Origin of the sequence: Candidatus Pelagibacter sp. HIMB1493 (genome assembly GCF_052047995.1) — a bacterium.
Lineage (GTDB): Bacteria > Pseudomonadota > Alphaproteobacteria > Pelagibacterales > Pelagibacteraceae > Pelagibacter.
In genome coordinates this window covers 1,392,871-1,406,748 of sequence record NZ_JBNAIP010000001.1, presented here as the reverse complement: position 1 = coordinate 1,406,748, position 13,878 = coordinate 1,392,871, and the positions used below count along the sequence as shown (strand labels likewise).

The following is a 13,878-nucleotide window of genomic DNA, read 5'->3' as shown; positions in this document are numbered from 1 at the left end:
ATTAATTTAACTTAAGTCAATTTTTTTTGAGTTTTTTCCTCCGTACGCATAAAATTTAAGAGTTATAAGGTAATTTAAAAATTTAGCTAATATCTTTGCAAAGCTAAAATAATTGGCTTTGAAATATTTATTAAAACTATGTGTTATGCCACCAATTGTAATGATAACGATGTTACGATTTAAATTTTTTTTAATTATATGTCCACCCTTATGATAACATCTGTTAGTATCAACAAATAAAATATCACCTAAGTCAGACTCAAAATCAAATATCTCATTAAAAAAATGTTTTCTAAATACTTCATCTGTTACTCTAACACTATCTTCTCTCACATAGTCATCACTCACTGATTCTAATTTTTTTTGTAAAATTAGATCATTTAACTTTTCATGTATCTTGCAAATTCTTTTATCTGCTACAGAAAAAAAACCATTATTTTTATCTATTTTGTGAAGTGGAATAAAAACTTTGACATGAGAAAAATTATCATCAGCATCTCTATGCCATAGCATAGCATGCGTAGGACTAATAGCTGATTTATCATCATAATTAGATTTTAATACTTGGATTTGCAAGACTTTTGGAGAAAACATAAAATATTTCATCCATGAATTTACACTCAAAATTTTATCAGCTAAAATTTTTACATAATCAATTTGATCTTTATTTAATATATCAAAAATATCATTAGAATATCCTCTTTGTTCTCTTAAGTTTGAGAATAATTTACTATGATTAAATTGATTAACATACTCAGCAAATTTTCTTAAGTTAGTGTCAATATTTATTTTATCTACGCTAAAACCATTTAATTTTAATCTGCTTAAATGTTTCATAAAGTGCATTATTATTAAATTCTTTAATTTCATAAATCAAGTTAATTGAGCTATTGATACTAGTGAGTTGAGCCACCAATTATGTCTCTGTACAATGATTATCAATTTAATGTCTTACTTAAATTTTAAAATATCAATAGTTTTTATAAAAAATATATTCAAATTTAAATAGAAAGGCTATTCAACTATAATTAATTTTTGTATTAATTTTTTAAAAATAATTAAAATAAAAACATGAGTATTGTTTTTATACAAAGAGTGACTCGCTACAAATTTTCATTAAAGATATATCTGAGGAAGAGTCAGTGTAAAAAATAGAGTATTTGTTTTTAAATTTTTTTATTTCTTTTAAAACTCTTTTTTTTTTTTCAACTCCATAACAGTTTTTTCCTATAATTTTACCTAAATTTTTTTTTTTTAAATTTACTCTAGTAGATATCAATTTAACAGCAAGTAACTTGGCAATAAACTTACAGTAAAAATCTGCGCTAGCTGTAACTATATATATTTCAGATTTAAATTTTTTTGCTTTTAATAATTTTTTATATACAGAGATGTTTTTGAATCTTAAAAAAATATATTTAGCAAATTTCTGTGAGAAACTCTCAATTTCTTTCTTATTGTAACCCTCTAATAATTTAATCAAAAACTTTGATTTTGTGTGTGTATTATCCAAATTTTTATAAAGAAAATGTTGAAAGGATATTAAAACTAAAAAGGGAATTTTAAAAAGAATTTTAAAAGTATTTCTTTTAAACAAAAAAAGTACTAAAAGTTTAAGAGTATCATGTGTTATTAATGTTCCGTCTAAATCAAATAAAACTATTTTTTTTTTATTCATAAAGTAATAATTTTTTTTCAAAAAAATTTTTTTCAGTGCATAAATCAAGCCAATTGAGCTATTAGTACTGGTCAGCTGCACGCATTACTGCGCTTCCACATCCAGCCTATCAACGTGGTGGTCTACCACGGCTCTATAGGAAGAACTAGTTTTGAGGTGAGTTTCCCGCTTAGATGCTTTCAGCAGTTATCTCGTCCATACTTAGCTACCCGGCACTGCAGCTGGCGCTACAACCGGTCCACCAGTGGTATGTTCAACCCGGTCCTCTCGTACTAGGGTCAACTCCTCTCAATTCTTCTACACGCATAGCAGATAGGGACCGAACTGTCTCACGACGTTCTGAACCCAGCTCACGTACCACTTTAATTGGCGAACAGCCAAACCCTTGGGACCTGCTCCAGCCCCAGGATGTGATGAGCCGACATCGAGGTGCCAAACACTGCCGTCGATATGAGCTCTTGGGCAGTATCAGCCTGTTATCCCCGGCGTACCTTTTATCCGTTGAGCGATGGCCCTTCCACTCAGAACCACCGGATCACTATGACCGACTTTCGTCTCTGCTCGACTTGTCAGTCTCACAGTCAGGCAGGCTTATGCCATTGCACTCTACGAACGATTTCTGACCGTTCTGAGCCTACCTTCGCACGCCTCCGTTACTATTTGGGAGGCGACCGCCCCAGTCAAACTACCCACCATACAATGTCTTGACGCCGGATAACGGCAGTCAGTTAGATACCAAGAAAAACAAAAGAGGTATTTCACTGTTGACTCCACAAAAGCTGACGCCTATGCTTCAATGTCTCCCTCCTATACTAAATATGTTTTTCCTAATACCAATGTAAAGTTGCAGTAAAGGTGCACGGGGTCTTTCCGTCTAACTACGCGAACTCCGCATCTTCACGGAGAATTCAATTTCACTGAGTTGATGTTGGAGACAGCGGAGAAATCGTTACGCCATTCATGCAGGTCGGAACTTACCCGACAAGGAATTTCGCTACCTTAGGACCGTTATAGTTACGGCCGCCGTTTACTGGGGCTTCAGAAGTTAGCTTGCACCAACCGCATTAACCTTCCAGCACCGGGCAGGCGTCAGACCCTATACATCCACTTACGTGTTAGCAGAGCCCTGTGTTTTTGATAAACAGTCGCTTCTCCCTGGCTTGTGCCACCCATCTCTAGTTGCCTAAAAACAGGTCTTCCTTATCCCGAAGTTACGGAAGCATTTTGCCGAGTTCCTTCAACATCATTCTCTCAAGCGCCTAAATATACTCTATTAATCCACCTGTGTCGGTTTAGGGTACGGTCTAATGATGGAGCTATTTCTTGGAACCTTTTCGCGGCAAACTCAATCCATTAAGAGCTCACAACTTATAAGATCCGTCACTACCATCTGGTTAAGGAATATTAACCTTATTTCCATCGACTACGGCTTTCGCCCTCGCCTTAGGTGCCGACTAACTCTGCGCGGATTAACCTTGCGCAGAAACCCTTGGATTTTCGGCGAAGAAGTTTTTCACTTCTTTTATCGTTACTTATGTCAGCATTCGCACTTCTGATACCTCCAGGATCCCTCGCGGGTATCCCTTCACAGGCTTACAGAACGTTCCGCTACCAGTTATAACTTTCGAAAAAATTATAAATCCACAGATTCGGTATATGATTTTAGCCCCGTTACATCTTCGGCGCAGAAACTCTATTAGACCGGTGAGCTGTTACGCTATCTTTAAAGGATGGCTGCTTCTAAGCCAACCTCCCGGCTGTTAAGGAATTTCCACATCCTTTCACACTTAATCATAATTTGGGGACCTTATCTGGTGGTCTGGGCTCTTTCCCTCTCGACCATGGACCTTAGCACCCACAGTCTGTCTGCTGAAGAACAACGTTTAGCATTCGGAGTTTTATTAGGTTTGGTAAGAATCTCTTCCCCCTAGCCCATTTAGTGCTCTACCTCTAAACGTCTATTTATTCAACGCACTACCTAAATAGTTTTCGCGGAAAACCAGCTATCTACGAATTTGGTTGGCCTTTCACCCCTTACCACAAGTCATCCAAAGACTTTTCAACGTCAACTGGTTCGGTCCTCCGGTTGGTGTTACCCAACTTTCAACCTGCTCATGGTAAGCTCATTCGTTTTCGGGTCTAATTCATTAAACTAATCGCCCTATTAAGACTTGCTTTCGCTGCGCCTACACCTAGATGGCTTAAGCTTGCTTAATAAATTAAGTCACTGACCCATTATACAAAAGGTACGCCGTCACTCTAAAAAGAGCTTCGACTGATTGTAGGCATGCGGTTTCAGGTTCTATTTCACTCCCCTAATAGGGGTTCTTTTCACCTTTCCCTCACGGTACTAGTTCACTATCGGTCACTGAAGAGTATTTAGGCTTAGAGGGTGGTCCCCCTATATTCGAGCAGGATTTCACGTGTCCCGCTTTACTCAAGAATTTTGTTAAACATTACTCATACGGGACTATCACCCTCTATGGTTAGCATTTCCAAACTATTCAAATTTTTTTAACAAAACTACTGGCCTAGTCCGCGTTCGCTCGCCACTACTAACGGAATCTCAATTGATTTCTTTTCCTCTGGTTACTTAGATGTTTCAGTTCTCCAGGTTGTCTCTTTAAACCTATGTATTCAGTTTAAAGTACCACATAAAGTGGTGGGTTTCCCCATTCGGAAATTTTCGGATCAAAACTTACATACAGCTCCCCGAAACTTATCGCAGTATATCACGTCCTTCATCGGCTTTCAGTGCCAAGGCATCCACTACACGCCCTTAAACGCTTGATTTATGCACAGAAAAAAATTCTGTGTTGAATCAAATTTTTATTTTGAACATTAGTTAATTACATTACTAATGTTCGGATATAGATATTGATATTAATTATTAATTATTTACAAATTTTTATAACTAAGTGTTTTGGTGGAGGATAGCGGGATCGAACCGCTGACCTCCTGAATGCAAATCAGGCGCTCTCCCAGCTGAGCTAATCCCCCATGATCTAAATTTGGTGGGCCGAGAAAGACTCGAACTTTCGACCCCACCCTTATCAAGGGTGTGCTCTAACCAACTGAGCTACCGGCCCCTATGCAAAGAGAAACACTACTTTAAGAAGAGAAATGAGGACGGTCAACATTACCTGTATATTATTTAGAATGAAATTTTACTTTCATTCATCCTTAGAAAGGAGGTAATCCAGCCGCAGGTTCCCCTACGGCTACCTTGTTACGACTTCACCCCAGTCGCTGACTATACCGTGGTCAAGGGTTTTAAACCTTGCCTTAAGGTAGAACCAACTCCCATGGTGTGACGGGCGGTGTGTACAAGACCCGGGAACGCATTCACCGTGGCACGCTGATCCACGATTACTAGTAATTCCAGCTTCATGCACTCGAGTTGCAGAGTGCAATCCGAACTGAGGTATCTTTTAAGGATTTGCTTGACCTCGCAGCCTTGCTTCCTGTTGTAGATACCATTGTAGCACGTGTGTAGCCCAACACGTAAGGGCCATGAGGACTTGACGTCATCCCCACCTTCCTCCAGCTTATCACTGGCAGTTCTTTCAGAGTGCCCAACTAAATGATGGCAACTAAAAGTGAGGGTTGCGCTCGTTGCGGGACTTAACCCAACATCTCACGACACGAGCTGACGACAGCCATGCAGCACCTGTGTTTCGTCCGGCCGAACCGAAAACTCTAATCTCTTAGAGTCGCGACGAACATGTCAAGTGTTGGTAAGGTTCTGCGCGTATCTTCGAATTAAACCACATGCTCCACTACTTGTGCGGGTCCCCGTCAATTCATTTGAGTTTTAACCTTGCGGTCGTACTCCCCAGGCGGTGTGTTTATCGCTTTCGCTGCGACACTGAAAATAAATTTCCAACGTCTAACACACATCGTTTACGGCATGGACTACGAGGGTATCTAATCCTCTTCGCTACCCATGCTTTCGTTCCTCAGTGTCAGTAATGATCCAGAAAGCTGCCTTCGCAATTGGTATTCTTTCTAATATCTACGAATTTCACCTCTACACTAGAAATTCTGCTTTCCTCTATCACACTCTAGCTGAAAAGTTTTAATGGCAGTTCCAGAGTTAAGCTCTGGGATTTCACCACTAACTTTTTCAACCACCTACGAACTCTTTAAGCCCAGTAATTCCGAACTACGCTAGGTCCCTTCGTATTACCGCGGCTGCTGGCACGAAGTTAGCCGGACCTTCTTATTCGGGTACAGTCATTTTCTTCCCCGACGAAAGAGCTTTACAACCCAAAGGCCTTCTTCACTCACGCGGCATCGCTGCATCAGAGTTTCCTCCATTGTGCAAGATTCCCCACTGCTGCCTCCCGTAGGAGTTTGGGCCGTGTCTCAGTCCCAATGTGGCTGATCATCCTCTCAAATCAGCTATTGATCACAGTCTTGGTAGGCCATTACCCCACCAACAAACTAATCAAGTGCAGGCTCATCCAATGGTGCATAAAGCTTTCTCCGTTAAGACTTATCCGGTATTAGCACAAGTTTCCTCGTGTTATTCCAGGCCAAAGGGTAGATACCTACATGTTACTCACCCGTCTGCCACTAAGTATTGCTACTTCGTTCGACTTGCATGTGTTAGGCGTGCCGCCAGCGTACGTTCTGAGCCATGATCAAACTCTCAAGTTTAAAAACGGCGCACACTAGCTTCCATATAAATTCTAAGAATAAAATTTATATGTGATTGAAGTGTGTACGACAAATTTTTGGTAACCTTAACCGTCCACACTTCTCTTCTTAAATTTTAACTTTTAAAATAGCTAATTGAGCTAAAAAGGCTCAATAATCCTCACTAATTTATTGTGTTAACAATAATTTTATTGAGAAAGTTCAGTGCTTATAGGCTAAAAATAATGGAAATCAAGCATTTAAGAATAAATATTTAAATAAAAACACGCCATTTTAAGGGCTTTTTTTTGATTTTTAACACTGTCTAAACTAATAATTGTGTTCGCTTAAATATAAAATGTTGAAAATTCTATTAAGTAAAACAAAAAAAAACTTAGAAATTTTTGGCTTAGTTTTATTGATTCTTTTTACTGCTATCATCGCTACTAATTTGAATTCAACAAAAAAAGAGAATTTAGAAATCTATAATAATTTAGTTGATAACATTTACTTTAAAAAAACACTTACACACATAGTTGAAAACCTTGAACCAAAATACAAAAAAATAAAACATAAAATAAAATCTGGTGAAACATTTGATAAAATTTTAGAGAATTATCTAGTACAGAAAAAAGAAATATTAGAAATAAAAAAAGCCTTAAAAAAAAAAGTTAATCTTAATAAATTAAATACCAGACAAATTATTGAGTTCAGCCTAGATAAAACTAATAATCAAATAAGTGAATTTACTTTTCAAATATCAAATAAACAAAAAATATTTTTAGTAAGAGACAATTCTGGTAATACCTTTAATGATGAAATTATTTCAATTAAATTAAATAAGAAAATAGTATACAGAGAAAATTTAATTTTACAAAGTCTATACAAAGCTGCAACAGATGAAAAAATACCAGCAAATATAATAATTGAATTTGCTAGGATATATGGTTTTCAAGTAGACTTTCAAAGAGATGTAAGAAAACAAGATAAGTTTCAAATAATGTATGAAATTTTCCTTAATGATAAAAATGAAATCATTGAAACAGGAGATATACTTTTTGCTAATTTAAAATTAAGTGGTCAAGATAATGGGCTTTATTATTTTGATAAAGAAGGAAGCGAAGGGCATTATGATAAAAATGGTAAGAGTGTTAAAAAAGCTTTAATGAAAACTCCAATTAATGGAGCAAGACTTTCATCATCTTTTGGTATGAGAAAACATCCCATAGATGGATATAATAAAATGCATAGAGGAACTGATTTTGCAGCACCCACAGGAACGCCTATTATGGCATCTGGTGACGGTGTTGTAAAAAAAGCTGGATGGTGTGGTGGAGGTGGTAACTGTGTAAAAATAAGACATAACTCAACTTATCAAACAGTGTATGCTCACATGTCAAAATTTGCTCGTGGCATTAAAGCAGGAGTAAGAGTAAAACAAGGTCAAACAATTGGCTACGTTGGTTCAACAGGTAAGTCTACTGGACCTCATTTACATTACGAAGTAATTGTAAATGGAAAAAAAGTTAATTCTCAAAAACTAAAACTTCCTTCAGGTAAAATATTAAAAGGTAAAGAGAGAAAATTATTTGAAACCAACAAAATCAAACTGGATGTTCTTAAATCAGAAAAAATTATAGGTTTGAATTAATTAGCCTCTGCTGGTGTTTCAGTTTGAATATCTAAGTTAGAATTATCTTTTAAATTTTTTTCAGAAACATCAATATTTTCTGATGGCTTATTTGTTTCTTTTTCATTTTCATCAGATTTCTCCTCTAAATTTCTCTCTTTTTTGAAGCTTTCTCTTTCATTTAGTATTCTTGTAAAATGATCAGCATGCTGAAGATAATTTTCAGAAAGAATTTTATCACCATTTGACAAAGCCTCTCTAGCTAAATCATTGTACTTTTCGATTAATTTTGGTGCATTGTGATTGTTTCTGCCTGGAGACTTTCTTTTGAAATTATCACCATTAGAAAAATTTGAACTAAATTTCTGCCTGTCACCATTAGATTTAAAATTTCTGTCGTTTCTTCTAAAATTATTTCTTCTATTGTTGTTATTACTGTTATTCCTAAATGTTACCATGATTTAAATAATTATATTTTTGTGCAAATTATGCATCGATCATTATTAGCAAGATCTTTTAGAGCACTATTTATATAAAAACCCTCTTTATTTAATAATTTAATTACTTTATTTTTTTGATCAAAACCAATCTCTAAAATAAATTTACCATTTTTTTTAATCAGCTCAGATGATTTTTTAATAACTTTTCTGATTTCTGATAAACCATCTAATCCACCATCTAGTGCTATTTTTGGTTCAAACCTAGCAACTCCTTTATCCAAATATTTTATAATATGCTTTTTAATATAAGGAGGATTAGAAACTATCAAATCATATTTGCCCAAACTAAATTTGTCAACATTAGATTTATATAATTTAAGTCTATTATGTACTTTTAAACTAGTTGCATTCATATTAGCTATTTTTAAACAATTTTTGCTTATATCTATTCCCGTTCCATAAAAATTTTTTCTCTCTTTTAATATAGACAAAAGTATACATCCAGATCCTATGCCAATATCTAAAATACTAAGTTTACTTTTATTTTTTGTTAAATTTAAAATATTTTCTACAATTAGCTCAGTATCAGGACGAGGTATTAAAGTATCCTCTGTTACAAAAAATTCTGAATTCCAAAATAACTTTTTATTTGTCAAATGAGAAACTGGCTTACCTTTGGACCTTTCATTAATTAGTTTTTGAAACAAATTTAAATTTATTTCTTCTATTTTTTCTAGAGAATTAAGTATTAAGTATTTTTTATCCTTATTAATTGCTTTTGACATTAAAATTTCTGAATCCAAATAAGGATTTAAAAAAAATTTATCTTTTAAAATTTGAGCACCTTGAGTTATTGCTGATTGAATATTCATTTATTTTAAATTACTTAAACTTTCTTCTTGTGCTTGCAGTGTAAGTGACTCTATCATTTCATCAAAAGCCTCACCTTCAAGAAATTCTTCTAATTTGTGCAAAGTTAAATTTATTCTGTGATCTGTAACTCTACCTTGTGGAAAATTATAAGTTCTAATTCTTTCTGATCTATCTCCAGTACCAATTTTAGTTTTTCTATCTTGTGATCTTTCTTGATCAATTCTTGATCTTTCAAGTTCATACAATCTTGCTCTTAAGATTTTCATTCCTTTTGCTTTATTTTTGTGTTGTGATTTTTCATCTTGTTGAGAAACTGATAAACCAGTGGGTATATGAGTTATTCTAACAGCGCTATCTGTTGTGTTAACTGATTGTCCACCTGGACCACCTGCTCGAAAAACGTCAATTCTTAAGTCAGAGTCGTTGATTTTTAAATCAACTTCTTCAGCTTCAGGTAAAACAGCAACTGTGGCTGCAGATGTATGCACTCTTCCTTGTGTTTCGGTATCTGGAACTCTTTGAACTCTATGCACACCACTCTCATATTTTAATGTAGAATATATATTTGTACCTTTAATAGATGCAATTACCTCTTTTAAACCCCCAGCATCACTTCTTGAAATAGAAATAAGTTCTAATGACCACTTTTTTTTATGACTTACTTTTTCATACATTTTGAAAAGGTCTGAAGCAAATAAACTTGCTTCTAGTCCACCAGTTCCAGCCCTTATTTCTATTATTGCATTTTTTTTATCTGCTTCATCTTTTGGTAGTAGAAATAATTTTAATTTTTTTTCATTGATCTCATGTTGAGATTTCAAATCAACAAGTTCTAACTCAGCCATATTTTTTAATTCTTTATCTGATGAGCTGTCCTCTAATATTTTCTCTAATTCTTGTTTTTCATTTTCGAAAGATAAGTATTTTTTAGCATTTAAAATTATTTCATTAACATCGGAATATTCTTTTGATTTTTCAGCAAATACTTTATTATCCAAATTTCCTGATGATAGATCTTTTTCTAGTGTAGAATGTTTTATAATTAATTCTTCAATAGTCTTTGTTGGTATCATTGTAAATTTTCTAATTCAGAGGCCTTTTTTTCTACTTCTGCTACGACTTTATTAACTATATCATTAGTTAATACTTTTTCACTTTGTACCCCAGATAAATAAAGCATGTTGTTACCTTTTCCACCTCCAGTTATTCCAATATCAGTTAAAGCAGCCTCACCAGGTCCGTTCACAACACAGCCAATTATAGATAGGGTAATTGGAGTTTTTATATGAGATAATTTTTCCTCTAAAATTTTAACTGTATCAATTACTTGAAACGCTTGCCTTGCACAAGATGGGCAAGAAATTATTTTAACTCCTCTGTTTCGTAATCCTAAAGATTTAAGGATTTCATTTCCAATCTTAACCTCTTTAACAGGATCATCTGACAAAGAAACTCTTAAGGTGTCACCTATTCCGTCTAACAGCAATGAACCTAGTCCTATTGAAGACTTAACACTTCCTGATACAAAACTTCCAGCCTCAGTTATTCCAAGATGAAGAGGATAATCAGTAACATCTGAAAGCTGTCTATAAGCTGCAATCGACAAAAATACATCAGAGGACTTAACACTTATCTTGAAATTAAAAAAATCTTGATCCTCTAATATTTCAATGTTTCTTTTTGCGCTCTCTACTAATGCTTCAGGGCATGGCTCCTTATACTTTTCTAGAATATCTTTTTCAAGAGAACCTGCATTAACTCCTATCCGAATTGAACAATCGTTATTTTTTGCTGCACTTAAGACCTCATGGATTTTATTTTTATCACCAATATTTCCAGGATTTATTCTTAAACACTTCGCTCCATTTTCTGCAGCCTCTATGGCTCTTTTATAATGAAAATGAATATCTGCAATTACAGGTATTTGAACATTTTTTGTAATTTCTTTTAAGGCTTTTGAGGAGTCTTCGTCTGGACAGGAAACTCTAACTAAGTCTGCACCCTCTTCATGAATTTTATTTATTTGTTCTATAGTAGCTGAAATATCTGTGGTCAAAGTATTGGTCATTGATTGAATTGATATTGGATTGTCGCCACCAACTTTAATACCACCAACGTTAATTACTTTAGTTTTTTTTCGATTTATATTTCTAAATGGTCTTACATTCATAAGTTTAATCTAGTTTAAATTCTTTATGAAGAGCGGCTATTGCTTTTTTTACATTTTTTGATGAAACTAATACTGAAATTTTAATTTCAGATGTTGATATAACTAAAATATTTATTTGTTTTGAAGCTAAAGCTTGAAACATCCTGTAAGTAATTCCAGGTGTAGTAATCATCCCAACTCCAATTATAGAAACTTTGGAAAGATTTTTATCAAAAGAAAGTTTTTTATAAGATATCGATTTATTTTGCTTAATTAATTTCTCAGTTTTGTTCAGATCATCAGATTTAATTGTAAAAGTTAAGTCAGTATCTTTTCCATTTTGAGAAATATTTTGTACAACCATATCAACGTTAATTAAATTTCTTGATAGTGGTCTAAAAACTGAAGCAGCAACACCAGGTCTATCTTTAACTCCTACAATTGTGATCTTAGCATCATTTTTAGTTGAAGATATCCCGGTAATTATTTGATCGCTAAACGCTTTTTTAGAGCCTGTTATTAATGTACCTGGTTTATTAACAAATGAAGACTTAACTTTAATATCAATATTATTTAACTTTGCATCTTGAACTGATGTTGGTTGCATCACTTTTGATCCTAAAGATGCCATTTCTAACATTTCATCATAAAATATTTTTTTAATTTTCTTTGCTTTTTTATGTTGTCTTGGATCGGTAGTATAAACACCATCAACATCTGTATAAATAATACATTCATCAGCTTTAATAAATTTTGCTAACATTATTGCAGTTGCATCAGAACCACTTCTTCCTATTGTTGTAATTCTATTTTCATTATTAATTCCTTGAAAACCAGTAACAATTGGGATCCCACCTTGTTTCACATAATTATTTAATTCTTTTGTAACTATCTTATTTATTCTTGCTCCAGAATAAGGTCCATCAGTAATTATTGGTAATTGCCAAGAAACCCATGACCTAGATTTAAAACCATCATGAGTAAGTCTTCCAGCAATTAAAGCACATGAAACTTGTTCTCCAGTGGATACAAGTGCATCATATTCAGATCTGCTAAAATTATTACTAATTTGCTTCGATTTTTTTACGAGCTCATTGGTTACTCCACTCATTGCAGATGAAATCACCAAAACTCTATTTTTTTTCTTTTTATAAGTAGCTATAATTTTGCTTACTTTTTTTATCCTATCGATACTACCAACAGAAGTTCCGCCAAATTTTAGTACAACAGTTTTCATGATCAGTTGAATTAATATAATTTAATTATAAATTGATAAAGTACATCTTAATTGTTATGTCAACTAATTATATATTATGAACAGTATTAATAAAAAAGAAATAGAAAAATTTTCAAATATGGCGGCCGAATGGTGGGATCCAGAAGGAAAATTTAAACCTCTTCATAAATTTAATCCTATAAGAATAAAATATATTAAAGAAAATATAGTTAAGGAATTTCAACTTAAAAATAAAAAATATCCTCTTTCTGGAATAAATGTCCTTGATATTGGATGTGGAGGTGGATTGTTATCTGAGCCCATGTGTAGATTAGGAGCTGATGTTACAGCAATCGATGCTTCAAATAAAAATATTGCCATAGCAAACCTACATGCAAAAAAAAACAATCTAAAAATAAACTATATATGTTCATCGCCTGAAAAACTAAAAACTACAAAAAAATTTGATGTAATTTTGAACATGGAGATTGTTGAACATGTTGAGGATGTTGATTTTTTTTTAAAATCATGTGCTAATCTTTTAAAAAAAAATGGATTAATGTTTGTTGCAACTATAAATAAAACCTTAAAATCTTATATATTTGCAATTGTTGGTGCAGAATATGTTTTGAGATGGCTTCCTATTGGTACCCATGAATGGGAAAAGTTTGTTAAGCCTGAAGAATTAAAAAATATTCTAATCAAAAACAATCTAAATCTTAAAAAAATAGATGGAATGAATTTTAACATTCTGAAGGATGAATGGAATGTTTCAAAAGATTTATCAGTAAATTATATTGCTGAATTTAAGAAAAACTAATTTTCTTTTTCATCAACCCAAGGAATTAATTGAGTATCTATACCCTCTTCTTTGAGCTCTTTAACGTCTTTCTGAGAGGCTTTGCCATATATCCCTTTTGTAGGTTTCTTACTATTGTAATGAATAGATCTGGCTTCATATGCAAAATTATCCCCAACGTACTTAAAATTATCTTTTATAAATTTTTGGTAATTTTTAATTGTTTTTTTAATTTTTTTATACTTCTGAGTATCAAATTTTTCTTCATTTTTAGCTTTTCTATTTATTAGCTGAGGAGCCATTAATGTTTTTTCAACTTTTTCAGAATTACAGTTGTGACAGATTAAAAGTTTTTTCTTTTTTAGTTTTTCATATTCTGATGATGAAGAAAACCAACTATCAAACTTTAATTCACAGTCGTTGCACAAAAGTTTGTATTTTATCATAGTATA

At 33.4% G+C, this 13,878-nt stretch carries 10 protein-coding genes, 2 tRNA genes and 2 rRNA genes; 2 read left to right on the top strand and 12 right to left on the bottom strand.

Annotated elements, in window-relative coordinates:
* Window positions 1-6: 6 nt before the first annotated feature.
* From ACTTBK_RS07460 to ACTTBK_RS07435, 6 genes are all read right to left on the bottom strand, one after another.
* On the bottom strand, window positions 7-837 hold the full coding sequence (locus tag ACTTBK_RS07460; protein WP_440619428.1) for a hypothetical protein: 831 nt from the start codon (window positions 835-837) through the stop codon (window positions 7-9).
* A gap of 247 nt (window positions 838-1,084) precedes the next feature.
* The gene (locus tag ACTTBK_RS07455; RefSeq protein WP_440619426.1) at window positions 1,085-1,678 is read right to left on the bottom strand and encodes an HAD-IB family phosphatase; all 594 of its coding nucleotides are present in this window, start codon (window positions 1,676-1,678) and stop codon (window positions 1,085-1,087) included.
* Window positions 1,679-1,718: 40 nt separating this feature from the next.
* Window positions 1,719-4,471 (bottom strand): 23S ribosomal RNA (locus tag ACTTBK_RS07450).
* 131 nt (window positions 4,472-4,602) lie between these two features.
* Window positions 4,603-4,678: transfer RNA gene (locus ACTTBK_RS07445), tRNA-Ala, on the bottom strand.
* A 12-nt stretch (window positions 4,679-4,690) separates the two neighbouring features.
* Window positions 4,691-4,767, bottom strand: a tRNA-Ile gene (locus ACTTBK_RS07440).
* A 98-nt stretch (window positions 4,768-4,865) separates the two neighbouring features.
* Window positions 4,866-6,340, bottom strand: a 16S ribosomal RNA gene (locus ACTTBK_RS07435).
* The 16S and 23S rRNA genes sit together here with 2 tRNA genes alongside, the layout of an rRNA operon.
* Before the next feature lie 337 nt (window positions 6,341-6,677).
* Here ACTTBK_RS07435 and ACTTBK_RS07430 point away from each other — a divergent pair.
* A complete protein-coding gene (locus tag ACTTBK_RS07430; RefSeq protein ID WP_440619424.1) occupies window positions 6,678-7,970 on the top strand; it encodes a peptidoglycan DD-metalloendopeptidase family protein in 1,293 nt (430 codons plus the stop codon).
* Here the strand turns inward: ACTTBK_RS07430 and ACTTBK_RS07425 are convergent.
* The 5 genes from ACTTBK_RS07425 to ACTTBK_RS07405 are packed head-to-tail and all read right to left on the bottom strand — an operon-like array spanning window position 7,967 to window position 12,648.
* Window positions 7,967-8,407, bottom strand: a complete 441-nt coding sequence (locus tag ACTTBK_RS07425) for a DUF4167 domain-containing protein (RefSeq protein ID WP_075505996.1) — start codon at window positions 8,405-8,407, stop codon at window positions 7,967-7,969. The two genes, ACTTBK_RS07430 and ACTTBK_RS07425, sit on opposite strands and share 4 nt — an antisense overlap.
* An 11-nt stretch (window positions 8,408-8,418) precedes the next feature.
* Entirely contained in the window at window positions 8,419-9,261 is an 843-nt protein-coding gene (gene prmC, locus ACTTBK_RS07420) for a peptide chain release factor N(5)-glutamine methyltransferase (protein ID WP_440619423.1), read from the bottom strand.
* Window positions 9,262-10,335, bottom strand: coding sequence for a peptide chain release factor 1 (prfA, locus tag ACTTBK_RS07415; protein WP_440619422.1), 1,074 nt, complete (start codon window positions 10,333-10,335; stop codon window positions 9,262-9,264).
* Window positions 10,332-11,432, bottom strand: a complete 1,101-nt coding sequence (gene ispG / locus ACTTBK_RS07410) for a flavodoxin-dependent (E)-4-hydroxy-3-methylbut-2-enyl-diphosphate synthase (protein WP_440619421.1) — start codon at window positions 11,430-11,432, stop codon at window positions 10,332-10,334. Before ispG ends, prfA begins: the two co-directional genes overlap by 4 nt.
* Before the next feature lie 4 nt (window positions 11,433-11,436).
* Window positions 11,437-12,648, bottom strand: coding sequence for an aspartate kinase (locus tag ACTTBK_RS07405; protein ID WP_440619420.1), 1,212 nt, complete (start codon window positions 12,646-12,648; stop codon window positions 11,437-11,439).
* A 76-nt stretch (window positions 12,649-12,724) separates the two neighbouring features.
* Here ACTTBK_RS07405 and ubiG point away from each other — a divergent pair, with 76 nt between their 5' ends.
* Window positions 12,725-13,447: a bifunctional 2-polyprenyl-6-hydroxyphenol methylase/3-demethylubiquinol 3-O-methyltransferase UbiG gene (gene ubiG, locus ACTTBK_RS07400; protein ID WP_440619418.1), complete on the top strand. Its 723-nt coding sequence runs from the start codon at window positions 12,725-12,727 to the stop codon at window positions 13,445-13,447.
* Here the strand turns inward: ubiG and ACTTBK_RS07395 are convergent.
* A complete protein-coding gene (locus ACTTBK_RS07395; RefSeq protein WP_440619417.1) occupies window positions 13,444-13,872 on the bottom strand; it encodes a DUF1178 family protein in 429 nt (142 codons plus the stop codon). The genes ubiG and ACTTBK_RS07395 overlap by 4 nt on opposite strands.
* Window positions 13,873-13,878 lie beyond the last annotated feature (6 nt).